The 26,970-nt window shown below is 65.4% G+C and carries 25 protein-coding genes; 11 read left to right on the top strand and 14 right to left on the bottom strand.

All coding sequences use genetic code 11. The features are described from left to right. Positions 1 to 37: 37 nt before the first annotated feature. Positions 38 to 1,222 carry a 4-hydroxybenzoate 3-monooxygenase gene (gene pobA / locus F0A16_RS19010; protein WP_149437199.1) on the bottom strand — a complete coding sequence of 395 codons (1,185 nt, stop codon included), beginning with the start codon at positions 1,220 to 1,222 and terminating at the stop codon, positions 38 to 40. A gap of 175 nt (positions 1,223 to 1,397) precedes the next feature. Here pobA and F0A16_RS19005 point away from each other — a divergent pair, with 175 nt between their 5' ends. Continuing rightward, entirely contained in the window at positions 1,398 to 2,276 is an 879-nt protein-coding gene (locus tag F0A16_RS19005; RefSeq protein WP_149437197.1) for a helix-turn-helix domain-containing protein, read from the top strand. 73 nt (positions 2,277 to 2,349) lie between these two features. Here the strand turns inward: F0A16_RS19005 and pcaG are convergent, their stop codons facing one another. The 11 genes from pcaG to F0A16_RS18950 all read right to left on the bottom strand — a co-directional run bounded on the left by pcaG (position 2,350) and on the right by F0A16_RS18950 (position 13,732). After that, complete coding sequence (gene pcaG / locus F0A16_RS19000) at positions 2,350 to 2,982, bottom strand: protocatechuate 3,4-dioxygenase subunit alpha (protein ID WP_149437195.1); 633 nt, start codon at positions 2,980 to 2,982, stop codon at positions 2,350 to 2,352. A 10-nt stretch (positions 2,983 to 2,992) separates the two neighbouring features. Further along, positions 2,993 to 3,739, bottom strand: a complete 747-nt coding sequence (gene pcaH / locus F0A16_RS18995; protein WP_149437193.1) for a protocatechuate 3,4-dioxygenase subunit beta — start codon at positions 3,737 to 3,739, stop codon at positions 2,993 to 2,995. 93 nt (positions 3,740 to 3,832) lie between these two features. Next, on the bottom strand, positions 3,833 to 5,125 hold the full coding sequence (locus tag F0A16_RS18990; RefSeq protein WP_149437191.1) for a TRAP transporter large permease: 1,293 nt from the start codon (positions 5,123 to 5,125) through the stop codon (positions 3,833 to 3,835). Beyond that, the gene (locus F0A16_RS18985) at positions 5,122 to 5,640 is read right to left on the bottom strand and encodes a TRAP transporter small permease (protein ID WP_149437188.1); all 519 of its coding nucleotides are present in this window, start codon (positions 5,638 to 5,640) and stop codon (positions 5,122 to 5,124) included. Before F0A16_RS18985 ends, F0A16_RS18990 begins: the two co-directional genes overlap by 4 nt. Before the next feature lie 15 nt (positions 5,641 to 5,655). Further along, on the bottom strand, positions 5,656 to 6,675 hold the full coding sequence (locus F0A16_RS18980) for a TRAP transporter substrate-binding protein (protein ID WP_149437186.1): 1,020 nt from the start codon (positions 6,673 to 6,675) through the stop codon (positions 5,656 to 5,658). Positions 6,676 to 6,794: 119 nt separating this feature from the next. Next, positions 6,795 to 7,994, bottom strand: coding sequence for an alpha/beta fold hydrolase (locus tag F0A16_RS18975; protein WP_149437184.1), 1,200 nt, complete (start codon positions 7,992 to 7,994; stop codon positions 6,795 to 6,797). 48 nt (positions 7,995 to 8,042) lie between these two features. After that, entirely contained in the window at positions 8,043 to 9,353 is a 1,311-nt protein-coding gene (locus F0A16_RS18970; RefSeq protein WP_149437182.1) for a short-chain fatty acid transporter, read from the bottom strand. Between the two features lie 48 nt (positions 9,354 to 9,401). Next, positions 9,402 to 10,607 (bottom strand): 3-oxoadipyl-CoA thiolase, encoded by a 1,206-nt coding sequence (gene pcaF, locus F0A16_RS18965; protein WP_149437180.1) that lies wholly within the window; start codon positions 10,605 to 10,607, stop codon positions 9,402 to 9,404. After that, entirely contained in the window at positions 10,604 to 11,395 is a 792-nt protein-coding gene (locus F0A16_RS18960; protein ID WP_149437179.1) for a CoA-transferase subunit beta, read from the bottom strand. The genes pcaF and F0A16_RS18960 overlap by 4 nt, the downstream gene beginning before the upstream one ends. After that, positions 11,395 to 12,213: a CoA transferase subunit A gene (locus tag F0A16_RS18955; protein WP_149437176.1), complete on the bottom strand. Its 819-nt coding sequence runs from the start codon at positions 12,211 to 12,213 to the stop codon at positions 11,395 to 11,397. The genes F0A16_RS18960 and F0A16_RS18955 overlap by 1 nt, the downstream gene beginning before the upstream one ends. A gap of 181 nt (positions 12,214 to 12,394) precedes the next feature. After that, a complete protein-coding gene (locus F0A16_RS18950) occupies positions 12,395 to 13,732 on the bottom strand; it encodes a class-II fumarase/aspartase family protein (RefSeq protein WP_149437174.1) in 1,338 nt (445 codons plus the stop codon). Between the two features lie 475 nt (positions 13,733 to 14,207). Here F0A16_RS18950 and F0A16_RS18945 point away from each other — a divergent pair, with 475 nt between their 5' ends. Next, the gene (locus F0A16_RS18945) at positions 14,208 to 14,993 is read left to right on the top strand and encodes an IclR family transcriptional regulator domain-containing protein (RefSeq protein ID WP_149437172.1); all 786 of its coding nucleotides are present in this window, start codon (positions 14,208 to 14,210) and stop codon (positions 14,991 to 14,993) included. 102 nt (positions 14,994 to 15,095) lie between these two features. Next, the gene (locus F0A16_RS18940; protein WP_239023888.1) at positions 15,096 to 16,037 is read left to right on the top strand and encodes an AEC family transporter; all 942 of its coding nucleotides are present in this window, start codon (positions 15,096 to 15,098) and stop codon (positions 16,035 to 16,037) included. Between the two features lie 15 nt (positions 16,038 to 16,052). Here the strand turns inward: F0A16_RS18940 and F0A16_RS18935 are convergent, their stop codons facing one another. Next, positions 16,053 to 16,868, bottom strand: coding sequence for a sugar phosphate isomerase/epimerase family protein (locus F0A16_RS18935; protein WP_149437168.1), 816 nt, complete (start codon positions 16,866 to 16,868; stop codon positions 16,053 to 16,055). Positions 16,869 to 16,975: 107 nt separating this feature from the next. On the opposite strand from F0A16_RS18935, the gene F0A16_RS18930 reads away from it, so the two are divergent. The 3 genes from F0A16_RS18930 to msrQ all read left to right on the top strand — a co-directional run bounded on the left by F0A16_RS18930 (position 16,976) and on the right by msrQ (position 20,179). Beyond that, positions 16,976 to 18,355 (top strand): SLC13 family permease, encoded by a 1,380-nt coding sequence (locus F0A16_RS18930; protein WP_149437166.1) that lies wholly within the window; start codon positions 16,976 to 16,978, stop codon positions 18,353 to 18,355. 166 nt (positions 18,356 to 18,521) lie between these two features. Beyond that, positions 18,522 to 19,541, top strand: coding sequence for a protein-methionine-sulfoxide reductase catalytic subunit MsrP (msrP, locus tag F0A16_RS18925; protein ID WP_149437164.1), 1,020 nt, complete (start codon positions 18,522 to 18,524; stop codon positions 19,539 to 19,541). Continuing rightward, the gene (msrQ, locus tag F0A16_RS18920) at positions 19,541 to 20,179 is read left to right on the top strand and encodes a protein-methionine-sulfoxide reductase heme-binding subunit MsrQ (protein ID WP_149437162.1); all 639 of its coding nucleotides are present in this window, start codon (positions 19,541 to 19,543) and stop codon (positions 20,177 to 20,179) included. Before msrP ends, msrQ begins: the two co-directional genes overlap by 1 nt. A gap of 28 nt (positions 20,180 to 20,207) precedes the next feature. Here the strand turns inward: msrQ and F0A16_RS18915 are convergent, their stop codons facing one another. Next, the gene (locus F0A16_RS18915) at positions 20,208 to 21,443 is read right to left on the bottom strand and encodes an NAD(P)/FAD-dependent oxidoreductase (RefSeq protein WP_149437160.1); all 1,236 of its coding nucleotides are present in this window, start codon (positions 21,441 to 21,443) and stop codon (positions 20,208 to 20,210) included. A 284-nt stretch (positions 21,444 to 21,727) separates the two neighbouring features. Here F0A16_RS18915 and F0A16_RS18910 point away from each other — a divergent pair, with 284 nt between their 5' ends. The 5 genes from F0A16_RS18910 (at position 21,728) to F0A16_RS18890 (ending at position 26,818) form a co-directional block, all read left to right on the top strand. Then, positions 21,728 to 22,714: a 2-hydroxyacid dehydrogenase gene (locus F0A16_RS18910; protein WP_149437158.1), complete on the top strand. Its 987-nt coding sequence runs from the start codon at positions 21,728 to 21,730 to the stop codon at positions 22,712 to 22,714. A 166-nt stretch (positions 22,715 to 22,880) separates the two neighbouring features. Then, positions 22,881 to 23,927: a LacI family DNA-binding transcriptional regulator gene (locus F0A16_RS18905; RefSeq protein WP_149437156.1), complete on the top strand. Its 1,047-nt coding sequence runs from the start codon at positions 22,881 to 22,883 to the stop codon at positions 23,925 to 23,927. After that, complete coding sequence (locus tag F0A16_RS18900) at positions 23,924 to 24,925, top strand: TRAP transporter substrate-binding protein (RefSeq protein WP_149437155.1); 1,002 nt, start codon at positions 23,924 to 23,926, stop codon at positions 24,923 to 24,925. The genes F0A16_RS18905 and F0A16_RS18900 overlap by 4 nt, the downstream gene beginning before the upstream one ends. A gap of 10 nt (positions 24,926 to 24,935) precedes the next feature. Then, positions 24,936 to 25,514, top strand: coding sequence for a TRAP transporter small permease (locus tag F0A16_RS18895; protein ID WP_149437152.1), 579 nt, complete (start codon positions 24,936 to 24,938; stop codon positions 25,512 to 25,514). Then, positions 25,511 to 26,818 carry a TRAP transporter large permease gene (locus F0A16_RS18890; RefSeq protein ID WP_149437150.1) on the top strand — a complete coding sequence of 436 codons (1,308 nt, stop codon included), beginning with the start codon at positions 25,511 to 25,513 and terminating at the stop codon, positions 26,816 to 26,818. Before F0A16_RS18895 ends, F0A16_RS18890 begins: the two co-directional genes overlap by 4 nt. Positions 26,819 to 26,970 lie beyond the last annotated feature (152 nt).

The raw sequence follows: 26,970 nt of genomic DNA, 5'->3' as shown, positions 1-26,970 counted from the left end.
CAAGCATCGTCGGAGCCGCCGCTTCGTCATCATCCGGTCATGCCAGGGTTTCATAGGGCAATCCCACGTAGTTCTCGGCAATGGTCGTCAACCCGGCCCGGGAGCCGAGAAAGTAATCGAACTCGGCCTGCCGGATGCGCTCGTCGAAATCGGCGGCGTCGGCAAAGCGGTGCAGATTGCGGGTCATCCACCAGGAGAAACGCTCGGCCTTCCAGACCCGGCGCAGACAGGTCTGCGAATAACGCGGGATCAGGTCGGTACGCCCCTGGTGGTAGATGGCGGTAAGCAGCCGCTGGAGCACGCCGACGTCGCTGGCGGCCAGGTTGAGCCCCTTGGCGCCGGTGGGCGGCACGATATGGGCGGCGTCCCCCGCCAGGAACAGTCGCCCGTGCTGCATCGGCTCGGCGACGAAACTGTGCAGCGGTGCGATGCTCTTCTCCAGCGATGGCCCGGTGACCAGTTTCCCGGCCACGTCCGACGGCAAGCGCCGCGACAGCTCCTCCGAGAAGCGGTCGTCCGACCACGCCTCGACCCGCTCTCCCGCCGGCACCTGCAGGTAGTAGCGGCTGCGTTCACGGGAGCGCATGCTGCACAGCGCGAATCCGCGTTCATGGCTCGAGTAGATCAGTTCGTCGTGCACCGGCGGCGTGTCCGACAGCAGCCCCAGCCAGCCGAACGGGTAGTCGCGCTCGAATGTCTGGAGACGGTCGGCGGGAATCGATTGGCGCGAGACGCCATGGAAACCGTCGCAACCGGCAATGTAATCGCAGCGCAGCCGTATCGAGTCGCCGTTGTGAGTAAAGGTGAGGGCGGGCGACTCGCTGTCGAGCCCATGCAGTCTGACATTCTCGGATTCGTAGAGCGTGGTCAGCCCGGCCGCCTGGCGCGCGGTCATCAGGTCACGGGTGACTTCGGTCTGGCCGTAGATGGTGACGCGCCTGCCGCCGGTCAGCGCGGCCAGATCGATACGCACGCGGCGCTCGCCCAGCGCCAGCTCGAAGCCGTCGTGGGGGATGCCCTCGGCGTCCAGGCGCGTGCCGACGCCGGCTTCCCGGAGCAGATCGACCATGCCCTGCTCCAGCACGCCGGCGCGGATGCGACCCAGCACGTAGGCCACCGGGCGGCGCTCGACGATGACGTTGTCGATGCCCTGGCGGTGCAGTAGCTGTCCCAGCAGCAGGCCGGCGGGGCCGGCGCCGATGATCGCCACGGATGTCTGCATGGGGCGTCTCCCTCGAAGGTGGGCGAATGACCTTGCCGAATGTCATTTTTCGCCACCATTCTTTGCCACCAGAGAGCACGGTATAAGATAAGATTCACAGCCAAAATGTTAATTTTCAGGGATACGGCGCTGACTTTAGTCTTATCCGATCCATCCGCGAGCCGACGACGCCCTCATGCCCATCCCCACCTATCAGCTCTACGGCGAAACCCGTCACTGGCCAACCCCGGACCTGCTGCACTGCGAAACCATTGCCGAACGTAGCCGGCTCCACGCCTGGCATATCCGCCCCCATCGCCACGCCGACCTGATGCACCTGCTGCTGCTGCGGGAGGGCGAGGTCGCGCTGCGACTGGGGGAGATGGAGGCGGCGCTCGACGCCCCGGCGACGATTTGCGTGCCAGCGACCGTGGTCCACGGGTTTCGCTTCTCGCCGCAGACCCAGGGGCATATCGTCACGCTCGCCCGGCCGCTGGTGGAGCACCTGCGCGAGCGGCTGCCCCAGGCCGAGGTCCTGGATGACGCCGCCCATTACCCCCTGGCCGAACAGGCCGAATCGATGCCCCTGGCCCAGTTGGTCGACGCGCTGGACGCCGAGTACCGACGCACGCCGGCGGGAGGTCACGACGGCCGCGAAGCCATGTTGCAGGCGCTGATCGAGGCGGTGACGCTCCAGCTGTGGCGCCGCGCCAGACGGCGGCGTCGTTTTCCTCGCACCGGGCACGACCGCGGCGAGCAGCATCTCGACCGCTACCAGACGCTGATCGAGACGCGTTTTACACGGCAGCCCGCCATTCCCGAGCTGGCCGCCGAGCTCGGCATCAGCGACGCTCATCTCAACGATCTCTGTCGCCGCCTCACCGGTCACAGCGCGCTCCAGCTCCTGCATGCCCGGCTGCTGCTCGAAGCCAAACGCCAGCTCACCTACACCCAGCAGAGCATCGCCCAGGTCAGCGAGCGGCTGGGATTCTCCGAGCCCACCTACTTCACCCGCTTCTTCAAGCGCGGCACCGGCATGACGCCAAAGGCATTTCGGCAGCGGGGAAGCGACTGAGCCTCGCCCAACCCAACGAGAAAGCCGCTCGACGGCGAGCGGCCCGGGTGAGGTAGCGCGGAGCGAAGCGGGCTCAAAAATCGAAGAACACCGTCTCGCCCTCGCCCTGCAGCCGGATGTCGAATCGGTAGCGCCGCTGTTCGCCGGCCTCCTCGCGGATCGCGATCAGGGTCCGGCGCCGGGTCGGGGACTCGACCGAGTTGAGAATCGGGCAGGCGTCGTTGGCATCGCGCTCGTCGTCGAAGTAGAGCCGGGTATGGAGCTGAACGTTGACGCCCCGGGCGAAGACCGCCAGGTTGACGTGCGGTGCCATCTTCCGCCCGTCCGGCAGCGCGACTGCGCCCGGCTTGACGGTCGAAAAGGTCCACTCGCCGTCGTTCTCCACCGTGGCGGCGGTGCGCCCGAAGCTGTTGAAGGGCGCCTGGAGATCGAACCGACACTGATACTCGCCATCGGCGTCGGCCTGCCACGCTTCGAGCAGCGCATCGCGCACGGTGTCGCCATTGCCGTCGATGACCCGCCCCACCAGTTCGATACGCTCCCCCCTGGCATCGTCGCTGGCGAGCCGGTTCCAGATCTCCTCTTCCCGCGGCGGCAGACCGGCGATATCCAGCGCCAGGCCGATATGGACGTAGGGGCCGGCGGTCTGGGAGGCCGTCTCCTTGAGCAGCGACTGGGTGAGCGGGCGTGTGTTGGGCTGATGCATGGCTGGCTCCTTAACCCTGATTCTCGAAGTAGGTCTGCAGCTCGCCGCGCACCACCAGGTCGAAGCGGTAGGCGAGACAGTCCATGCTGCGGCTGTTGGCCATGTCGAGTCGGCCGATCATGGTCTCGACCGCTTCCGGATCGCGCAGCGTGTTGACGATCGGGCACAGCGGGATCAGCGGATCGCCCTCGAAGTACATCTGCGTGACCAAGCGGGTGGAGATCGAGGGCCCCATCACCGAGACGTGGATATGGGCCGGGCGCCAGCTGTTGACATCGTTGGGCCAGGGATAGGGGCCGGGCTTGACGGTGCGGAAGCGATACCAGCCCGACTCGTCGGTCAGGCAGCGGCCGACCCCACCGAAGTTGGGGTCGAGCGGGGCGAGGTAGCGGTCCTTCTTGTGACGGTAGCGGCCGCCAGCGTTGGCCTGCCACATTTCGACCAGCGTGTGGGGCACCGGCTTGCCGAACTGATCGACCACGCGGCCGAACATGATCACGCGCTCGCCGATGGGCAGGCCGGCCGATCCCGCCAACGCGGGGTCTTCACGAAAGTTGAGCAGCAGGTCGTTGTCGTGCGGGCCCATGCGCAAGCGGGTGAAGTCGGGACCGGCGCGCTCGGAGACCGTGGGTGACAGCAGGCTGACCAGGGCCTGCCTCGGCGAGCGGGCCACCGTGGTCTTGTAGCCCGGCGCATGGGCGGGCGGATGCCAGTTACGGTCGCGCGGCACATAGTGCTTGTTATCGTTGCTGGGCATGTCATTCTCCAACTCTTAAAGCGTGCTTGAACTGGTTAGCCGGACAACCTGGCCCCGGCGGTACACGAGCTTGCTTCCTGGAATCCGGCAGCTTCACGGCGTCAACCAGAAGAGACTCAGCGCCGGAAAGATGATCAGCAGCGCCAGGCGCACGAAGTCCGAGACGATGAACGGTGCCACGCCGCGAAATATCTCACCCAACCCCACATGCGGGGCCATCGCCTTGATCACGAACACGTTCATGCCTACCGGCGGGGTGATCAGGCCGAGCTCCACGGTGAGCACGGTGACGATGCCGAACCAGATCGGGTCTATGCCCAGCGCCTGGATGATCGGATAGACCACCGGCACAGTGATCACCAGCATGGCGATCGAATCCATGAACATGCCCAGCACGAAATACAGCAGCAGGATGCACAGCAGAACCACTACCGGCGACAACGAGAGGCCGAAAATGAAGTCGCTGATCGAGAACGATATCCGGGACACCGAGATGAAATAGCCCAGCGTATCGGCGCCCACCAGCATGAAAAACACCACCGTCGATAGCGCCAGCGTCTCCTGTACCGCGGCCCATAGCTCTCTGCCACGCAGTCCCTTGAGAAGGGCATAGAGTAACGTGACGAAAGCCCCGACACTGGCGCCCTCGGTGGGCGTGAACAGCCCGAAGTAGATGCCCAGAATGATCACCAGGAACACGCCAAAAAACGGCAGCAGTCCGGCCAGCGAGGCGAACTTCTCGAGCCACGAGGTGCGTTCGCCCGACGCCGCCAGCGAGGGCCTGAGGTGCACCACCACGGTCACCGTCAGGGCGTAGAATAAAAGCCCCATCAGCCCGGGAACCAGCCCGGCCATGAACATGTCGCCCACCGACTGTTCGGTAAGAATGGCGTAGATCAACAGCGCGATGCTCGGCGGGATCATGATCCCCAGCGTGCCGCCTGCGGCCAGCGCCCCGGTGGCCAGACCGCGGTTGTAACCATGACGCTCCATTTCCGGCAGCGCGACGCGGGTCATGGTGCTGGCGGTGGCCAGTGACGATCCGGAAATCGCCGAGAAGATACCGCACGAGCCCACCGCGGCGATTGCCAAGCCGCCCTTCCAGCCCCCGCAGATCACCCGTACGGAATTGAACAGCTTGCCGGCCATGCCGGAATGCGCCGCCAGCACCCCCATCAGAATGAACATAGGGATCGCGCTGAAGCTGTAGTTAGACAGCACCTCGACCGGCACCGACTTTACCATCGACAGCGCCGCGCCCCAGGAGATCACCTGAGCAAAGCCGCCGACGCCGACGATCAGCATGCACAATGCCACTGGAACGCGTAGCACCATCAGTACCAGCAGCAACCCGAGGCCCAGGGCGCCGATCATTTCACTACTCATTCGACGCTCTCCACTTGGTGGGCAAATACCGCCCCGAGCGCGGCGTGGAGCAGGCAACGCACGCTGAGCAATACACACAACCCCGAAGCGATGGCATAGATCGGCGCCATCGGCAGGCGCAGGTCCTGGGTAGTCTCGCCGTGAGAGGCAGCGCTGGCCGCCGCATCCCATAACCCAAACGCCAAAACCAGCCCCAGTACCACGAAGCCCAGCAGGTAAACGCCGGCGATGCGCGCCTTGAGGGAATCGCGCAAGCTGTGGCTGAAAGCCTCCACCACCACCTGGCTCTTCTCGACATTGGCGGCCATCGCCGCCAACAGCGCGAACAGCATCAGGTAACTGACCAGCTCCACGCTACCCACCACGCTCAGCGAGAAGGCCCCGTCGCTCAAGCGGTAGAGATAGCGCAACGCCACGTCGACCACCGTGACACCCAACAGGCCGATCAGGGCGATGCCGGCGATGAGCCGCGAAAAGACTTCCAGCCAACGGCTGAACCGCAAAAGCGCATGCATGAATCGGGCTCCGAATTATTGCGCGCAGGCCTGGCTTGCATCCTGCGCGGCCTGGTAGACGTCACGCGCCTGATCGCGACCACGCGATTCGAGATCGCTCAAATAGCCGTCGATGCCATCCTCGAGCGGCTTCTGCCAAACGGGGTCGTCAAGCGGGTTGTCGACCACGCGAATGGTATCGCCGGCCTCTTCGGCCTGCTGCTTACCCGCCCTGTCTTCAGCGGCAAACACCCGACCGGCCTTGTCCGCCCATTTCATTCCCGAGTTGTCGTCGATCACTTGCTGCTGTTCAGGGGTCAGCGACTCGTAGGTGTTCTTGTTCATGGTGGCGACGAAGATCAGCGTGTAGAACGGCACCTGGGTGTGATAGCGGGATAGCTCGTTGAGGCGGAAGCCTTTCATGCCCTCCCAGGGAAAGCTCAGACCGTCGATCACGCCACGCTGCATCGAGGTGTAGATATCCGGCGCGGGCATGCCCACCGGCTGAGCGCCCATGTTCTCGAGAATGTCTCCGGCGACCGCGGTGGGTCGGCGGATGCGCAGGCCTTCAAGGTCCGCCGGCTTCTGCACGTTGGTTTCCTTGGTATGGATGTAGCCCGGCCCGGTGGTGAACATGAACAGCACGTGGGAATCGTCATACTCGCCGCTGATCTGGCCGTCGTCGTAAAGCGTCTGCAACACGCAGGCACCCTGCGGAGCCGACTCGGCGACACCCGGCAGCTCGACGATCTGGCTGAGCGGGAAGCGACCGTTGGTATAGCCCTGAGCGGTAATGCCGATATCGGCAATGCCATTGACCGCGGCATCGTAGGTCTCGTCGGCCTGGCTCAAGGTCTGCGAGGGGAAGTTCTGAACCTTCAGCGAGCCGCCCGACTCCTCTTCGATGGCCTTGGCCCATTTCTCGAAGATCTGCTGGTTGATGGCCGAACCACCTGGCCAGAAATGCGACATGCGAAGCGTGGTGTCGGCTTGGGCGGCAGCGGCCGCTCCAGCTACCGAGAGTGCAAGAACGGTGCGAGCGAAGATGCGGTTCATGGTCGAGTCCCTGTTATCCGGCGGTTTCTAATATCGACTGATATCTTTGCGGGCCAGCCGCACTTCGTCCATTAGACGAACGTTAGTTCGTCTTGCGAACTCAGTGAGAACTGATACTCTCACTCGCTCTCCTCTCCCCACCCCAGCTGCTTGGCCAACGAGAAGGCGTGATTGGCCGCCGGCACCCCGGCGTAGACCGCCACGTGCATCAGCACCTGGCGCAGCTCGGCCTCGCTCAGGCCGATCCGTCTGGCGGTCTTGAGATGCAGCGTCAGCTCCTCGCGCCCCAGCGCGGCAAGAATCGCGGTGGTGATCATGCTGCGCTCGCGATGATCGAGATCCGGGTTGGTCCACAGCTCTCCCCAAGCCAGTCGCGAGATCATCTGCTGGAACGGCCGGTCGAGTGAGGTCGACTGCTGGGTGGCACGGGCGACGTGGTCGGCGCCGAGCACCGCTCGGCGCGTCTCCAGCCCGGTGGCAAGATCGACGCCCTGCTCGGCCATCGCCGGCGACAGTGACAGCCGCGCCAGCAGCAACTCCACCAGGCGCGCCGGCGCCTCCAGCGAGGGCACATGGCCCACGCCCTCGAGAATCGTCGGGGCCTCGGCACCACACTCCTCGGCCAGCGCGGCGAGGGTCGACGGTGGCGTGGCGCCATCCTCGCTGCCGCCGATCAGCGTGAGCGGTACCGCCCGTGTCGCCTCACCGGCGTTGGCGCCCAGACGCCCGACGAAGGTGTGGCGGCCGAGCATCTCGCACAGCAGTGCGTAGGACTCGGCCTCATTGCGCGACATCGCCACCCGCCAGCCGGCGGCCAGGGCCGGGTCGGCCTCGGTGTGCGCCGGCGCGAACCAGCGCGGCACGATCTCCGCACTCATCACCGCCAGCCCCTCGCGGCGCACCCGGTTGGCGCGGGTCTGCCACATCTCGGCGCTGCCGATGACCGCGCCGGTGTTGGTCAGGGTCGCCGACAACAGGCGCTCGGGATACGCGCTCAGCAGCTGCTGGCCGATCACACCGCCGATCGAGGTGCCGGCGAAGTGGAAGCGCTCGGCCCCGGCGAGATCGGCCAGGGCCAGGGCCTCGGCGGCCAGCGTCGCCGGGGTGATCTCGCCCCGCGCCGCGGGCCATGCCTCACTGGCGCCGTGTCCCGGCAGATCCCAGGTGAGCACGCGAAAGCGCCGGGTCAGCGGGGTGATGACGCTGTCCCACACCGCCTGACTCATTCCCAGCGGATGGGCCAGCAGCAGCAGCGGCTGGGTATCGCCGCCGAGCAGACGATAGGCGACGGTGCGGTCATCGAGCGTGACGAAAGGCATGACGAGGCTCCTTGGTTCGAGTGCGCCCAGGCAATTATCGGACAGTGTCTAGGTGAACGTGGCCAGGGCGACGAACGTCCCCGCAATGGCAACGCCCGAGATCACCAGCCAGATCAACAGATAGCCCATGATGTCGCGGGCCGAGAGCCCGGCCACGCCGAGCAGCGGCAGCGCCCAGAACGGTTGGATCTGGTTGGTCCAGCCATCGCCCCAGGTGAACGCCATGATGGTGCGCGCGGGATCGGCGCCGAGGGCGTAGGCCGCCTTCATCATGATCGGCCCCTGGATCGCCCACTGGCCACCCCCGGAGGGGATGAAGAAGTTGACCGCCCCGGCGGAGAGAAAGGTCCACAGCGGGAAGGTCTCGCGGGAGGCCATCGAGATGATCGCCTCGGAGAACTGGGTGACCAGATCGGCATGGGTCATCATCCCGGCGATGCCGGCGTAGAGCGGGAACTGCACGATGATCCCGCGGGCGGCGCCCACCGCCTTCTCTACCGCGCCCAGGTAGGCCGCCGCGCTGCGGTGCAACAGCAGGCCCAGGGTGAAGAAGATCAGGATGACCGTGTTGAGATTGATGCTGAAGTCACCCTTGGCCACCTCGCCTAGTAGATAGGCGGCGGCGAGCAGGCCCAGGAACAGCGTCGGCAGCCGGCTGTGTTCGAGCCAGTCGGAGAAACTGCCGTCGCCGCGCTGGGCCGGTGCCTCCTCGGCGGGGTCCGCCGCCTCCAGGCGCACGATCTGCTCGGGTTGTTTCTGCAGCATGAAGAAGGCCACCAGCAGGGCCAGCAGCGCCAGGGTCAGGGCGATGTTCCAGCTGGCGTAGAGGGTCTCGGAGACCGGCACGATGCCGATCGCATCCTCCATGAAGTGACCCGGCGTGGCGATCACCAGCGGGATCGAGGTCGAGGGCCCGCGCACCAGCTCGCCACCGTAGGCGGCGGCCACGATCAGCGGGAAGTGCACCGCCACCCGGCGCCCCATCTCGCGGGCCAGGATCGCCCCGGCGACCATGCCGAAGCCCCAGTTGAGGTAGTAGCAGACGAAGCTGACCACGATGGTGATGGCCAGCGCCTGGCGCGGCGTCGAGGCCTGCCGAGTCAGCGCGCCGAGTAGCCGCTGCATCACCGGCGTCAGCGCCAGCACATAGCCGGTCAGCAGCACCAGCACCATCTGCATGCCGAACTTGAACAGCGAGGAGAAGCCCTCGCCCCAGTACTGCGCCATGTCCAGCGGCGTACGCTCACCGAGCACGATGCCGAGGACGAAGACGATGGCGGTGAGAATCACCGCCAGCACGAAGGCGCTGGGCAGATAGCGCTGCACCACACGCACGGAAAACTGCGTCACCGCTTGCATCGAGGTTCCCTCTAGCGATTTGTCGTTATGGGTTGCTGCTGACGAGCGTCACACCCGCTCGATCACCGTGGCGATGCCCTGGCCCACGCCGATGCACATGGTGCACAGAGCGAAGCGCTTGTGGCTGCGCGCCAGTTCGTAGGCCGCCGAGCTGATGATGCGCGCCCCCGACATGCCCAGCGGATGGCCCAGTGCGATGGCGCCGCCGTTGGGGTTGAGCCGCGGGTCGTCGTCGGCCACGCCGAGTTCGCGGGCGCACGCCAGCACTTGGGCGGCGAAGGCTTCGTTGAGTTCGATCACGTCCATCTGGTCGAGGCTCATGCCCAGCCGGTCGAGCAGCTTGCGGGTCGCCGGCACCGGGCCGATGCCCATGATGCGCGGCTCAACGCCGGCGGTGGCCATGCCATGAATGCGCGCGATGGGTTCGAGCCCGAAGCGTGTTAGCGCCGCCTCGCTCGCCACCAGCATCGCAGCCGCGCCATCGTTGACCCCGGAGGCGTTGCCGGCAGTGACGGTGCCACCCTCGCGGAACGGCGTCGGTAACTTGGCCAGCGCCTCCAGCGTGGTCTCCGGGCGCGGATGCTCGTCGCGGTCGAAGATCAGCGGCGCCTGCTTGCGCCGCGGAATCTCGATCGGCACGATCCCCTCGCCCAGCCGCCCGGCCTCCTGTGCCGCCTGGGTCAGTTGCTGCGAGCGATAGGCGTAGCGGTCCTGATCCTCGCGCGAGATGGCGAACTGCTCGGCCACGTTCTCGGCGGTCTCGGGCATCGAGTCGACCCCGTAGCGCTTCTCCATCAACGGATTGACGAAGCGCCAGCCGATGGTGGTGTCCTCCATCTGCTGCTTGCGCGCATAGGGGGAGCCGGCCTTGCCGATCACGTAGGGGGCCCGCGACATCGACTCGACGCCGCCGGTGAGGATCAGCTCGGCCTCGCCGGCACGGATCGCCCGCGCCGCGGTGCCGATGGCGTCCATGCTCGAGCCGCACAGGCGGTTGATGGTGGAACCCGGCACGCTGGTGGGCAACCCCGCCAGCAGCGCCGCCATGCGCGCCACGCTGCGGTTGTCCTCGCCGGCCTGGTTGGCGCAGCCCATGATCACGTCGTCGATCACCGCCGGGTCGAGCTGCGGATGCTGCGCCAGCACCGCCTCGAACAGCCGCGCCGCCAGATCGTCGGGGCGCACGCTCGCCAAGGCGCCACCGAAGCGGCCCACCGCGGAGCGCAGCGGCCGGCACAGATAGACGTCGTTCATGCGTTCTCTCCCATCTCGTTGCCGGCGTGGTGGCGTGCGGTGCGCGCCTTGAGCTCGCGCAGTACCTCGAGCTCCTGCTCACCCGGCTCGGGCGTGGTCTCGAGCCGCTCGGCGAAGCAGATCTCCCAGCCGGTGGCCTCGCGCACCTGCTCGGCGGTCACCCCCGGATGCAGCGAGACCACCACCAGCTCCTTGGTCTCGGGGTCGGGCTTCATCACGCACAGGTCGGTGATCACCCGGGTCGGACCGCGGCCGATGTGGGGCACGCCGTCGCGAGCGGTGCCGTCGCGGCCGAAGCCGACCGTGGTGACGAAATCCACCGCCTCGACGAAGGTACGCTTGGAGTGCTTGACGGTGATGAACACCTCGCCCGCGTTGGTGGCGATCTCAGGCGCCCCGCCGCCGCCCGGCAGCCGTACCTTGGGCTCGCGGTAGTCACCGATCAGCGTGGTGTTGAGATTGCAGTAGCGGTCGATCTGCGCGGTGCCCAGAAAGCCGACGTCGACGTGCCCGCCCTGCAGCCAGTAGCGGAACATCTCCGGCACCGAGACGGTGGTCAGCGCGGTCTCGCACAGCTCGCCATCGCCGATCGACAGCGGCAGCACATTGGGTTTGGTCTGCAGGGTGCCGGACTCATAAATCAGCACTACGTCCGGGGCATGGGTCAACCGCGCCAGGTTGGCCGCCTCACTGGGCAGGCCGATCCCGACGAAGCAGGTGGTGCCGTTTTCCAGCGCCCGGGCGGCGGTGACGGTCATCATTTCCGCAGCGGTGTAGTCGAGGCTCATCAGGCGGCTCCTCCGGCGTGGTAGACATGTTCCTCGAGCCAGGCGGCGAAGCTCTCGCGGTCGCGGGCGATCGCATCCCAGGCCTTGTAGAAGGCGTTGTCCCGCGGGTAGTAGCCATGGGCGTAGGAGGGGTAGGCGCCCTGCTCGGCCACGGCGATGGCATCGATCGCCCAAGCGGGAATGACGCAGGCGTTGGGCCCCGCCTCGAGATCGTCGACCACCTCCTCGACGGTGACGATGCTGTGGCGCGCCGCCAGCACCACCTCCTTCTGCACGCCGATGATCCCCTCCACCAGCACGTTGCCGGCGCGGTCCGCCTTCTGCGCGTGGACGATACCCACGTCCGGCCGCACCGCCGGCACCGCGGCCAGGCGCTCGCCGGTGAACGGGCACTCGATGAACTTGATCTGCGAATTGACCTTGGGCAGATCGCTGCCCACGTAGCCACGCAGCACCGCCAGCGGCAGACCGGCGGCGCCGGCCTCGAAGGCGCAGGCCATGGCGGCGTGGCTGTGCTCGAAGATCTCCAGCGGCTGCGGATAGCCGTGTTCCACCGCATCGCGCAGGCGGTGCAGCGAGCCCACGCCGGGGTTGCCACCCCAGGAAAAGATCAGGCGGCGGGCGCAGCCGGCGCCGATCATCTGGTCGAAGATCAGATCCGGGGTCATGCGGATCAGGGTCAGCTCACGCCGCCCCTGGCGGATGATCTCGTGCCCGGCGGCAAACGGAATGAGATGGGTGAACCCTTCCATGGCAAGGGTTGCCCCATCCTCGACATGACGCGCCACGGCGTCGTGAAGTGACAGGAATTCGGCCATCGTGCTCGACTCTCAGGTTGGTCCCACCAGGTTGGTCTCACACACAATGTTCGCTAAACGAACGCTAGTTTGTGATACGAACACGCTATCCTGTCGTCACTTCGTGGTCAAACGCCGAGCACAACGGCTCACGCAGAGCCATTTTGTGGCGTCTCTATTTTTATGATTTCAAATCAATCATTTAAAAAGATTGCAAATAGGAAAGGCAGCGGTCGACCTGGTGCAGGCTACTACCAATGTATAGTTCGATCGCGAGCGCCGACCGCACCTCGTCAGGATCAAGGCCCTCGGCGACGGCACTGAATTCGAGCAGCACCTCGGCGTAGTCACGACATTCACGGCGCGCCTCTTCTCCCGCACGCTGCGCCAGTTCCAGCGCGTCGTCGCTACTCATGATGTCGCATAACAGGCGCGTCGCCGGTTCGGCCATGATCGCCCCGCCGCTCAAGCGCAGATTGCGCTTCATCGACGCCTCGTGGACTTCCAGGCCCTCGAGCAGCGGCACCATCGATTCCAGCGCCCCCTCCAGACTGAGCACGGCATCCAGTAGTGGCGCCCATTCGGCGTGCCACTCGCCCAGTCCCCGCTCCAGCGGTTGCGCTCCGGCGTTGACGATGACCCCATGCTGACCGTGAATCTGGCGCGCGGCGGCACGGATGCGCGCGCAGGCGACCGGATTGCGCTTGTGCGGCATCGACGACGATCCGCCCACCCCGGGGGCCGCGGGTTCGCTGAGTTCACCTATCTCGCTCTGGCACAGCAGCGCAATATCCAGTGCCGCTTTCTCCAGCGCCACGGCAACGGCATCGACGGCCCCCATCAGTTCGAGGACCGGCTGGCGGTCGGTATGCCAGGGCAGCAGGGGGCTCTCCAGCCCCAGCGTCCGTGCCAGAGCCTCCATGATCGCAATGCCACTCGGGTCCAGCCCGGAATGGACGCCCACGGCACCGCCGAACTGCACGTAGAGCCTGGTGTCGACCACCGCCTGCAATCTCTGCTCCGCCTGGCACACTCCCCAGGTCCATTGCGCCACCTTGACGCCGAAGGTGATGGGCAATGCCTGCTGCATCAAGGTCCGTCCGATCATCGGCGTATCCCGGTAACGCCGCATCAGCTCGCCCTGGGCCCGGCGAAGACGCGCCAGATGCGACAGGCACGACTGCAACCGGGGTTTCAACAGCAGCATCAGCGCGGTATCGACGATGTCCTGGCTGGTCGCCCCCCGGTGAAAGGCCGGCTTGAGCGCCTCCGGCAGCATCGACCGCCCCTGCTTGACGAAAGGAATGGCAACATTGCCCCCCTTGCCGACATCGTCCGCCAGCGCAGCGAGATCGAAGGCTTCAAGGCGCAACGCCTGTTTCAGCGCCGCGGCGGTACCGGCTGGCAGCAAGCCTTCGGCCTCCTCTGCCCGAGCCAGTGCCGTTTCGACCTGGCACAGGGCTGCGACGACGGATGCCGCGTCCAGGGCGTCAATCCCTGCGCGGCTCATGAAGGGGTGGCGAAAGAAGTGATCGAACATGGAAGGCCCCGTCTGTGCGGGTCGTATGCCCGCCAAGCACTGACAATGGATGGTAGCGAGCATCGCCGATCGGTGTGGCGCTCGCCGTTGTACAAGGGGCAGAGCGCCCCGGACCTGGTGCGACACTCGACTCCGGCAAGCAGCCGTCGATGGTGTTCGAATAGCGTCAACAAGTTCGCATTATGAATTTTCGAAACCTGCCAGTGTCAAGTTGGCGCCTGTCAGCGCCTCACCAAAATCCGGTGGCACCTCGAAAGCATGCGGCAACGGTGGTACTTCACGCCTGACCTTCGTCTAACATCAACTCGCCCTTGCCGTCAGGCATTGCCCCGACGCGGTCTCTTCCTGCGAATCCCACCATTCCTGGCCCTCGCACCCGGAAAATTCTCTGGAACAGATGTTCGGCTTTCGAACTTTTCTCTGACACCGTAAGCTCACAGCCATCGATCCGGCAGACAGCAAGGAACTTCCAGGCATGCCCAGCAAGGATGAAATGCTTACTCCCGACGACCGCGACTTCGTCACCGCACTCGCCAGTGGGCTCGAAGTCATTCTCGCTTTCGATCAACAGTCGCCACGCATGACCCTCAGCGAGGTGGCAGCCAAGACGGGGATGAACCGAGCTCGTGCGCGTCGCTTCCTGCTCACGCTCCATGCCCTGGGGTACGTGCGCAAGCAGCACCGCTCCTTCGAACTGGCGCCCAAGGCCCTCCAGTTGGGTTATGCCTTTCTCTCCTCCAACGGCTACCGCACGGTGATCCAGCAGCATCTCGAGGCGATCACCGAAGCGACCGGGGAGTCGTCGTCGATGGGCGTGCTGGATGGAGACGAGGTGACCTACGTGGCACGCTCGGCGGCGCCGCACAGGCTGATGTCGATCTCGCTGTCGATCGGCACGCGCCTGCCGGCGGCCTACACCTCGATGGGACGTGTGCTGCTGAGCCAGCTGACGCCGGAGGAGCAGGATGCGTTTCTGGCCCGGGTGACGTTGACGCGGCACACCGAACACAGCCTCACCGACAAGTCGGCGCTGTGCGACTCGCTGAAGGCGGTGCGTGAACAGGGTTACTGCGTGCTCGATCAGGAACTGGACTCTGGACTGCGCTCACTGGCCATTCCCGCCTTCGATGCCCATGGCGAGCTGATCGGCGCGATCAACGTCAGCACCAATGCCGCCCGTATCAGCATCGCCACCCTGACCGACGAATTCCTGCCGATGCTGCGCGACAAGGCGGCGCAGATCGCGACACAGGTCAATTGACCCCTGGTGGCACGGGCGCCGCTTAAGTGAATTCACTTGCCGCTGGCGCCCCCGGGGCTCATGCTATTAGCCATAAGTCTAATTGGCAGCGATCAGAGCTTCGTGAACACCATCCTCGGCGCCATCATTCCCATCTTCATTCTGCTGGGTATCGGCTACCTGGCCGTACTCAAGCGTGTCGTCGACAAGGCCCATATCCAGGGCATGGGCCGTTACGTCATCAATATCGCGTTGCCAGCACTGGTGATCCAGGCGCTGCTGGAACGCCCGCTGGGTGATGTCTTCAACGTTCCGTATCTGCTGACCTATGGCCTCGGCTCGGGGCTGGCCTTCGCTGCCATGTTTGCGTGGGTCACCTGGCGCAGCGATCAGCCGCTGGAGCGCCGGGCGATGTATGCGCTGGGCACCTCGGCTTCCAACAGCGGGTTCATCGGCTATCCGGTGGCGGTGCTGGTGATCGGCCCCACGGCGAGCATCGCCATGGCGCTCAACATGCTGATCGAGAATCTGCTGGTGATTCCCACCGCACTGGTGCTGGCGGAGTTCGCCCGCCAGCCCGACAACGGTTTCTGGGCAACGCTCAAACCGGTGGCCGTGCGTATCCTGCGTCATCCCCTGATCATCGCCATCGCGGCCGGCACGATACTGGCGGCGCTGAACCTGCACCCGCCGGAACCGATCGCCCGGGTGCTGCAGATGCTGGCGGCATCGTCGTCGCCGGTGGCACTGTTCGTGATCGGGGGAACGCTATGCGGCTTGCGAGTGAGAGGCATGGTCGGAGACGTCTCGCAGATCGCCCTGGCCAAGCTGCTGCTGCATCCACTGAGCGTGCTGCTGATGATTCTGCTGATCCCCGGGCTGACGCCGGTGTTCGCCACCGCCGCCATCATCTTCTCCTGCGCGCCGATGCTGAGCATGTATCCCCTGCTCGGGCAGCGTTACGGTTTCGCCGAACTCGGCACCGCCGCCCTGGTCATGGCGACGGTGCTCTCCGCGGTGACGCTGGCACTGGGCATCTGGTTGAGCCATCTATGGTTGATGTAGGTCGCGCCGGCCCCGCTAGGTTCGCGATGCCAACAGCGATTCCAGGGCGTGCTTCCCCTGCAGCGCGGCCATGCCCGTCGGCATGACCCCGAGCGAATCGCTGAAGATCTCCAGCGACAGCGGCCCCTGATAGCCGGTTCGTTCCAGCGCTGTCATGAAGCGCTCGATGGGCAGTTCTCCGTCGCCGGGAAACGCTCGCCAGTGTCGGCTCAGCGATTGCAGCTCCTGTCCCCGCGGCCACGGCGAGTCGGCCAGTTGCACCAGGCCGATCCGGTCGCCGGGGATCGTGGCGAGGGTTTCCAGCTCTAGCTCCTGGGCGAGAATGTGGTAACTGTCGAGCACGATGGAGAGCGCCGGATGATCCGCCTGTCGAACGGTCTCCCAGGCGTCGCGATAATCGAAGACATGGCGCCCCCAGGCCAGCGCTTCGTAACCCACTCGCAGGTTTCTCTCGGCGGCCAGCTCGGCCAGATCGCTCAGCGTATCGACGGCACGGTCGATGTCGTCCTCGGCCTCTTCCCGGGTGCTGCTGCAGGCGAGCAGGAAGTCCCCACCGAGATCCGCCAGCGTATCGAGGTGGCGCCTGGCCTCGTCGAGCATTGTCCGCTGTAGCTCGGGCGGTAGCGCCTCGACATCGCGAAACGGCTGTAGCGCCACGACCGTCAGGCCAAGCTGCCGACAGCGATCGCCCACGGCTCGCGGCGACAGCCCACTGGACTGCAGGTCGTCGACGAAGATCTCCACCCCATCGAATCCCGCCCTCGCGATCGCCTCGAGCTTGTTGGTCAGTTCGCCACTCAGGCAGAGCGTCGCCATCGCTTCCGTCGTCATATTCCCTCCCGATCGTTGCCACACGGCACCGCGCTTAGCGTAGTCGATCCGCCACCTCCTCGAGGCGCTGATATACTGCCGCCTCGCTCGTTTCTGGAACCGCCACGATGTCGTCTTCGGTTACCGTTCTCCCCTGGCGTCAAGGGTTATCACTGCTGGCCTTGCTGGGCGCTCTCGGCTGGCTGTTGCTAGGCAGCGCCGATGGCTCGGTGCTGCAGGCCGGTATCGTCGTGGTGCTCTGTATCGGCCTGTGGGCCACGGGCTGGTTGCCACAGTGGCTGACCGCGCTGATCTTCTTCACGCTGTGCACCGTGGCGAAAGTCGCCCCGGCCTCGACGGCGTTCGCCGGCTTCGAGTCGGCGGCGACCTGGCTGGTGTTCTCGGGCATGGTGATCGGCGCCGCGATCAACCATACCGGCCTGGGCGAGCGCGTCGCCGCCAGGATCGGCCCTCACCTCGCATCGGGTTATCCACAGGCGGTCGTGGGCATCGGGCTGCTGGGATTGATCGCCTCGTTCTTCATGCCGTCGGCGATGGGCCGGATCGTGCTGCTGGTGCCGATCCTGCTGACCCTGGCCGACCGCTTCGGCTACGCCCCGGGCAATCCAGGCCGCAGCGGCATCCTGCTCAGCGGCATCATGTCGAGCTTCCTGCCCACCTTCACGATCCTGCCGGCCAATGTGCCCAACAACGTGCTGATGGGGGCCAGCGAAGCGGTGCTCGGCTTCTCGCCCAGTTACGGCGAATACCTGCTGCTGCACTTTCCCGTTTTGGGGCTGCTCAAGTGGGCGCTGATCATGGCGCTGATTCTATGGCAGTTCCGCGCGGAGTCACCGTCGCCGTTCGCGGCCGAGGCGGCTCACCCGCTCGGCCGCGGGGGCACCATGATGGGCGCACTACTGGCCTTCGCCGTGCTGATGTGGATGACCGATGCCTGGCACGGCATCTCGCCGGCCTGGATCGGCATGCTGGTGGCGCTGGCCTGCCTGTTTCCCGGCAGCGGACTGCTGCCGGCCAGGCCCCTGCAGCAGATGAATCTGGAACCGTTCATCTATGTGGCGGGTATCGTCAGCCTGGGCGCCCTGGCACACCAGAGCGGGCTGGGCGAGGCGATCGCCGGTCGGCTGCTCGAGGTGCTGCCGCTGTCACCCGAGTCGACCGCCGGCAACTTCGCCTGGCTCGCCGTGATCGGTACGGTGCTGGGCATGCTGGTCACGCTGCCCGGCATCCCCGCGGTGATGACGCCGCTGGCGCCGCAGTTGGCCGATGTCACCGGCTGGTCGCCGTCGGCCGTGGTGATGTCCCAGGTCATCGGCTTCTCGACCGTGGTGTTTCCCTATCAGTCGCCGCCACTGATCATCGGCCTGCTCACCTCCGGCGTGACCATTCGCCAGGCCATGCGGATCACGCTGCCGCTGGCGCTGATCACCATCGTGCTGCTGTGGCCGTTGGATTTCGTCTGGTGGCGTTGGCTGGGCGTGATCTGAGCGCGGCCCGAATTTTTTGCCTGGGGCGAGGGAATAGATCACCTAGAATGAGCGTCATACGAGACTCGGAGCAAGTCCCGGCGCGCGCCGAATGGCGCAATACGCATCCAGCCGCGCGCTGCCCGCGTATCCACGACATGCCACTGTTGGCGGTTGGAGACTCATCATGTTGATCAAGATTGCCAAACCCGGCGACCTGCGCGAATCGGACGTCACCCCGGAATCGGTCTACCTCTCGCGTCGTCGCTTTATGGGCGGTCTGGCGGGCGTCGGCGCGGGGCTGGCGCTGGCCGGCCGCGCCCAGGCCGCCGCGTCCGACTATCAGGACGTACCGGCCGGCAATCCGCCGGGCTGGTTCAAGCCAAAGCTGGAAAACGCCGAGTGGGATAGCGTGGTACCCGCCGATCGGGAGCTGGACAAGCTGACGCCGTTCGAAGACGCCACCCACTACAACAATTTCTACGAATTCGGCACCGGCAAGAGCGACCCCGCCCGCAACGCCGACTCGCTCGAGACTCAGCCGTGGAGCGTGGTGATCGACGGCGAGGTCGCCAACGGCGGGCGCTTCGACCTCGAGGATATCGCCAAGCCCTCTCGACTGCAGGAGCGCATCTATCGGCTGCGCTGCGTCGAGGCGTGGTCGATGGTGATTCCGTGGCTGGGGATTCCGCTGGGTGACGTCATCAAGCGGGCCGAGCCGACCTCGAAGGCCAAGTACGTCAAGTTCGAGACCCTGGTCGCACCGGATCAGATGCCGGGGCAGGACTCGTCGTTCGCGCTGATCGACTGGCCCTACACCGAAGGTCTGCGCATGGACGAGGCGATGCACCCGCTGGCGATCCTCGGGCTCGGCATGTACGGCCGCGAGCTGCCCAACCAGAATGGCGCGCCGTTCCGGCTGATCGTGCCGTGGAAGTACGGCTTCAAGAGCATCAAGTCGATCGTGCGCATCTCGCTGGTCGAAGAGCAGCCGGTCAACTCGTGGCAGGCGATCGCCCCGGACGAGTACGGCTTCTATGCCAACGTCAATCCGAAGGTCGACCATCCGCGCTGGAGCCAGGCTACCGAACGCCGGCTGCCCAACAGCCTGTTCAATCCCAACATCATCGACACGCGAATGTTCAACGGCTACGCCGACGAGGTCGCGAGCCTCTATCAGGGCATGGACCTGAGGAAGAGCTTCTAATGTCGATGCCACGCTATACGCTGACGCTGTGGCGCATTGCGGTGTTCATTGCCGCGCTGGTGCCGCTGGCCTACTGGAGTTCCCAGGTCGCCATCAACGCCGCCGGCCCGGAACCCGGCCGCTATCTGCTGCTCAATATCGGCCAGGGCATTCTGTGGATGCTGCTATTGACGCTGAGCCTGACCCCGCTGACCAAGCTGACGCGCTGGAAGGGCTTCACCCTGATTCGACGTCAGCTCGGCCTGTGGACCCTGACCTACGCGCTGCTGCACCTGTTCTGCTATGCCGTCTTCATCCTCGGGCTGGATCTGTCCCGGCTCGGCAGCGAGATCGTTCGTCGCCCTTACATCATCGTCGGCATGCTGGCACTCACCGGTCTGATCGTGATGGGCGTGACCTCCAACAAGTGGTCCATGCGCAAGCTGGGCAAGCGCTGGAAGACGCTGCACAAGATCGTCTATCTGGTGCTCGGCCTGGGGCTGCTGCACTTCCTCTGGGTGGTCCGTGCCGACCTGGAGCAGTGGAGCCTCTACGCCGCCGTCGGCGCCCTGCTGATGATCCTGCGTTTACCGCCCATCGCCCGGCAGCTGCCGAAATTCCGTCAGTTGATCAAGCGGCCCGGGCAGGCTCGCGCTTGATCCCCGCGTCCTCTCTGGCGGCTTGCGCTCAGAACCGCGTCGGGGCGTAGGGCGCGGGGTCGATATAGGGTGTCTCGCCGCAGATCATTTCCGCCAGCAGCCGTCCGGATGCCGGCCCCAGCGTGAAGCCCTGATGCGCGTGCCCGAAGTGCAGCCACAGCCCAGGGTGTTTCGGCGCCGGGCCGATGATCGGTTTCATGTCGCTGGTGCAGGGTCGCGCACCCAGCCAGGACGAGGTTTCGACCGCCTCGCCGAGATCGAGAATCTGGCGCGCCGCGACTTCGGCCTTGCCGGACTGCATCGGCGTGGCGCGGGCATCGAGACGCGCGAATTCCGCGCCCGTGGTGATCCGAAGCCCGCGGTTCATCGGCGCCAGCATGATGCCGTTTTCCGCATCCAGCATCGCCATGCCGAGCGGTTTCTGCATCGCATAGTGGCGATGGTAGCCGCGCTTGACGAACAGCGGCAGGCGATACCCCAGACGCCGGGTCAGCGTATCCGCCCAGGGGCCGAGAGCGATGACCGCCTGTTCGGCATCGATCACCCCTTCCTGAGTGGTCACGCGCCAGCCGCTGCCGTGTCGTACCAGCGTCGTCGCGTCGCCGTTGGCGAAATGGCCGCCCCGCTGTCGAAACAGCTCGGCGTAGCTCGCGACCAGTGCGCCGGGATCGCGCACCGACCAGGGCTGGGTCCAGTGCACCGCACCGGCCAGTTCGCGCTTGATGCCCGGTTCCTGCCGGCTGAGTTCCGAACCCTCGACGATCGCGTGCTCGACGCCATACTCGCGCTGCAGCCGCTCGGCGTGCGCGATGCCCTGCGCCATGGCGCCCGGTGTCCGAAACGCCGTGCGCCAGCCGGTCTGGCGCACCAGCGCTTCGGCGCCCGCCTCTCGGATCAGGCTGTCGTGCTCACTCAAGCAGTGCTCGATCAGCCGGCTGTATTCCCGCGCGACCCTGGCGTAGCGCGACGGTGACGACCACCACCAGTACTGCGCCAGTGGCGAGGCCAGCTTGGGCAGCGCCAGCGGATGATAGTTGACGTCGATGCCGCCCTTGCGCATGACCTTGAAGATCATGCGGCTGTCGTGGGGAAACGGATAGGGCTCGACGGCTTCGCGCTGAATCAGCCCAGCGTTGCCATAGGAAGTCTCCTCCCCCGGCGCCCGCCGATCGATCAGCGCCACCTGCCTGCCCCGCCGCTGCAACTGCAACGCCGTCGACACGCCGATCATGCCGGCACCCAGCACCACAACGTCCGCTTGCATCGTCACGCCTCGCCTCATCACGAATATACCGTCCACATTACAAGGTTCCGCCAACGGCGCCACCCCAAGGCGGCAGCCATCAGTCCGCGTTTCACTCGTCCAGGCGTTCGTCGGACCAGCCACGCGATGACATTCCCGGCCACTCGCGCGCTCACTGGTCTAGACTTTCGTCGGAGCATCGTCTCAAGGGGCCGGGTTTGTCGGTAAGCTCGTGCGTCTCTCGTCTCGCGGGCGTTGACGTCATCGCCCGCGGCATCATGCATCTTCCAGCCGGAGAGTCTTCCATGCGCAAGCGCATCCTGGCGTACCGCCGCCTCAACGACCAGCAACTCGACCAGCTCAGCGAACGCTTCCACGTCGACTACTTCGGCAAGCTCAAGTCGCCCGACGACCCGGCGTTTCGCGAAGCACTGGGCGAGGCCCACGGCCTGATCGGTGCCGGGGTCACCCTGACGCCAGAGCTGCTCGACGCCGCCCCCAGCCTCGAAGCGATCGCCAGCATCTCGGTGGGTGTGGACAACTACCCGGTCGAGGAACTGACCCGACGCGGCATTCTGCTCTGCAACACCCCGGACGTGCTCACCGAGACCACCGCCGATACCGGCTTCTCGCTGATCATGTCGACCGCGCGTCGGGTGGTGGAGCTGGCCGAGTACGTCAGGCGCGGCGACTGGAAAGCGAGCATCGGGCCCGAGCAGTTCGGCAGCGACGTCCACGGCAAGACGCTGGGCATGGTCGGTTTCGGCCGTATCGGCCAGGCCGTGGCTCGCCGGGGCGCACTCGGCTTCGGCATGAAGATCCTCTACGCCAACGCCTCGCCCAAGCCGGCGCTCGACGCGGAACTGGGCGCCCACCACTGCGAACTGGACGAGTTGCTGCAGCAGTCCGATTTCGTCTGCGCCATCGTTCCGCTGACCCCGGAGACCCGCCAGCTCATCGGTGCCCGCGAGTTCGAGCTGATGAAGGAGAGCGCCATCTTCATCAACATCTCCCGCGGCCAGGTGGTGGACGAGGCGGCGCTGATCGAAGCCCTCGAAAGCGGCCGCATTCGCGGTGCCGGTCTCGACGTGTTCGAACAGGAGCCGCTGCCGGCGGACTCCCCGCTGCCCAGGATGCCCAACGTCGTCGCACTGCCGCATATCGGCTCCGCCACCCATGAAACGCGCACGGCAATGGCGCAGCGTGCGGTGGACAACATCATGCTGGCGCTGGAGGGCAAGCGTCCGCTCAGCCCGTTCAACGAGGAAGCCTGGGCAGGCCGTTTCGACTGATATCACGCTCGTGTCTTTGACAGTGCCGCGCTCATCCGGCCGGGGCCTCTGCGTCGAGGCTCCCGACTGCCGGTGATGGGATATACCACCAAAGGGGGATAGGCGACATCGTCGTGGCACACTAGCCTTTTCGACACTTTTGGATCGATCCAAATACGAGGATACGATGGGATCCACTGCTCGAACCCGCGTGACGCTCAAAGACATCGCCGCCCATGCGGGCGTGTCTCGTTCGACCGTCTCGCTGGTGATGCAAGAGAGTGAATTGGTGGCGGGGGCGACCCGAAAGCGGGTGCAGGAAGCCGCCGCCGCGCTGGGTTACGTCTACAATCGCGGCGCCGCGACCTTGAGAAGCTCGCGCACCGCCACCGTCGGGGTGGTTGTCCACGATATCGCCAATCCGTTCTTCGGGGCCTTGATGGCGGGGATCGACGAGACACTGCAGGCCGCCGACTACATCCCCTTCCTGGCCAGCAGCGGCGACAGCCTGGATCGTCAGGCTCGGTTTCTCGCCCGCATGCGTGAGCATCGGGTCGACGCACTACTGCTGTGCCCGGCGGAAGAGACACCGGCGGCATCGATCGAAGCGATAGCCGACTGGGGCATGCCTTGTATCGAGGTCATGCGACACGTCGGCAAGTCGCCGCTCGGCGACTATGTCGGCGCCGATCTCCGCACCGGCGTCATCAATGCCGTTCGTCATCTCGTCATCCAGGGGCATCGCCGCATCACGCTGCTCGCGGGTATCGCCGATCACTCCGCCGGCCGGGAGCGCCTCGCGGGCTATCGACACGCCATGCACGAAGCCGGTCTCGACGATCTGTCGAACGTCGATCGCGGGCCATTGACCCGTTGCGCGGGGCGCGAACGAACCCTGGCGCTGTTGCGCGGCAACACCACGCCTACCGCACTGATCTGCCACAACGATCTGGTCGCGCTCGGCGCCCTGCTGGCGCTGTCGCATCTCGGGCTTCGCGCGGGACGGGATTGCGCGGTGATCGGCGTCGACGACATCGAGGAAGCCGCTCTCGCCGAGCCCGCCCTGAGCAGCATCGCGACGCATCCTCGTGCCATCGGTCGCAACGCCGCCGAACTGGCCCTGAAGCGGATAGCGCAGCCCGAAGGCGAGCGACAGCGCATCGTGCTCGAGGCGCCCCTGGTGATTCGCGCCAGTTCCCGAATCTCATCCGCTGTCGCGCAGGAGTTGACATGAACCACCGCCCCTCGGCCTATCGCGGGTTCGCCACCGCCCTGCTGACGACACTGGCGCTGACGGCCCTCGTCGCCATCATTCCTCACGCCCAGGCCCGAGAGCTGATCTTCGGCCATGGCGCCACCGAGGACACGGCCTATCACCTCAGTGCAAAGCGCTTCAAGCAGCTGCTGGAGGAGAAGACCGACGGCGGCCTGACGGTCAACATCTACAGTAACTCGGTGCTGGGTCACGAAACCGAGATGTTCGAGCAGCAGACCGCCGGTGCGCTGGACCTCTCGATCGTCAACCCGGGGCTGATCTCGGAGTTCTCGCACACCGCCAGCATCTTCTCGATTCCCTTTCTGTATCGCGATCTCGACCACTGGCGTCACGTGCTGGATGGCGAGCCGGGCCGGGAAATCGCCCGGCGTATCGAGGAGGAAACCGGGGTCAAGGTGCTCGCCTACTACGGCGGGAGCACGCGTCAGATCGTCAGCACGCGACCACTCGAGAATCTCGACGCGCTCCGGGGCATGAAGCTGCGCACCAATCCGACCCGCCCGGTGATCACCGCCTGGGCGGCGCTGGGTACCCAGCCGACGGTGATGGCCTACAAGGAGATCTACACCGGCCTGCAGCTCGGCGCCATCGACGGCCTGCTCAACGAGGCGGAGTGGATCTACCGCATGCGTTTCCACGAGGTCGCGCCCTATATCGGGCTCTCCGAGCACGACATCACCGTACGCCTGCTGACGCTCTCCGACGACACCTGGGACTCGCTGACGCCGGCACAGCGGCAGGCGGTGCAAGCGGCTGCCGACGAGAGCGAGCAGTACGCGCGCAACCTGCAGATCCGGCTCGACAAGGAGTCCCGGGACAAGCTGAAAGAGGAAGGCGCCACTTTCTACCCCATGGACCGTGAGCGGATGCAGCAGCTCGTCGCCGAACCGCTGGGACGGGTCATCGACGACATGGGGCTAGGCGATCTCCACGAACTCATCATCGACACGGATTGAGGAGCACCTCATGCCATTCGCAATGGCCCTGGGCCGCGTCAACCGCCAGCTGGAGCGCTTCCTCAATGGCGTGTTGCTGCTGTTGCTGGCCAGTTTCATCGTACTGATCGTCTATCAGATCGCGAGCCGCAACCTGGGCTTCATGCCGCGGCTCTACTGGACCGAGGAGATGAGCCGTTTCGCCTTCCAGTGGATGATCATGCTGGGCACCGCCATCGGCGTGCTGCATGCCGACCACTTCGTGCTGGAGGCATTCCCGCGCGGTTCCCGGCCGGATCGGATCACGCGAGTGATTCGCGACGTCGCCTGCCTGCTGGTGGGCGTGATCTTCGTCGTGTTCGGCTTCGACTTCCTGCGCTCCGGTTTCGATCGCATCGCCAGTGCCTCGCAGCTGCCGATGATGGTGACCTACTCGACCTTCTTCGTCAGCGGCCTACTGATCGTGCTGTTCAGCCTGCAGCGCCTGCTGGTGACGATGGCCCACGGCGTCGACGCCATGGAGCGCAAGCTCGACACGCCTTCCGAAATCGATGAGCCGGGGTACGCGCCCCCGACGCAGACACTCGGCTCGCCGGAGAACAGATCATGATGCCCACTGACTGGTTACCCCTGCTGCCGTGGCTTCTGTTCGCGCTGCTCGGCGTATTCATCATACTCGGCGTCCCAATCGCCATGTCGCTGGTGCTGACGTCGTTCTCGATCATCGTGCTCGACCCACGTCTCATACCCTGGGTCATGTTCCAGCGCATGTACTACGGCATGGATTCGTTCGTGCTGCTGGCGGTCCCGCTGTTCCTGCTCGCCGGCAACCTGATGAACGCGGCCAGGATCACCGACCGCCTGATCACGCTGTGTCTCAATCTGGTCGGCCATGTCAAAGGTGCACTGGCCCACGTCAACGTGCTGGTGAGCATGCTGTTCGCCGGGGTTTCGGGCTCATCGACGGCGGATAGCGCCGGCATCGGTACGGTGCTGATCCCGGCAATGAAGAGAGAGGGCTACCCGGCCCATTTCAGCGTCGCTGTCACTGCGGCCTCCTCGGTGATGGGCATCATCATTCCGCCGTCGATCAACATGATCGTCTGGGGTGCGCTGACCAGCACCTCGATCGCCGGGCTGTTCTTGGGTGGAATCATCCCCGGGGTCCTGATCGCGGTGGCACAACTGCTGCTCAACCTCGGCTATGTGCGCCGCTACGACGTGCCGACGCGCAAGCGGGCCACGCTCAGGCAGCTGGCCAGCTCGGGCAAGGACGGCCTGCTCGCCGCCGGCATACCGGTGTTGATCATCGGTGGCATTACCCTCGGTATCGTCACGCCGACCGAGGCGGCGGTAATGGCGGTGCTCTATGCCCTGCTGCTGGGTTTCATCGTTTACCGCGAGCTGACCTTCAGAAGCGTGCTGGACGCCTCGACCGACACCGTTCGACTCTGCTCGCTGTCGCTATTCAGCCTGGTGGGTGCCGCCATCTTCGGTTACCTGATCAGCTTCTATCGCATTCCACCGCAGCTGATGGCTGGCGTCGAGATCAGCGACCCGACCACGCTGCTGATCATCGCCACCATCGTCATGCTGCTGGTCGGCACCTTCATGGATTCGCTGCCGGCGATGGCGATTCTGGCACCGATCTTCCAACCGCTGGCGGCGCAGGCGGGCGTCGATCCGCTGCAGTTTGGCGTGATCAGCGTCATGGCGCTCGGCCTTGGCCTGATCACCCCGCCTTACGGCCTGTGCCTGATGATCTCGGCCAAGATCGGCGGCATCCCCCTGCTCGCGGCGCTGGGCACGACGATGATCTATCTGTTGGTCATGCTGCTGGTGATCGGCCTGCTGATCGCCTTCCCCGACCTGATCCTCTACCTGCCCCAGACTTTCGGCCCGGACGCCGGCTGATATCGGATGATCAAAAAGTGTGCAATTTCTGGGGAGCCCTTTGCTCCGGCTTGTGATTTCCAGCCAGGGCGACTAAAGTTGCAAGACAGATTAAAAACAGTGTTCCGTAATCCTACAGTCTTCGATCACGGGGCCGATAATCAGAGAACTGG

The sequence above is a fragment of the Salinicola corii genome, assembly GCF_008298015.1.
Lineage (GTDB): Bacteria > Pseudomonadota > Gammaproteobacteria > Pseudomonadales > Halomonadaceae > Salinicola > Salinicola corii.
This window is presented reverse-complemented; position numbering and strand designations above follow the sequence as displayed.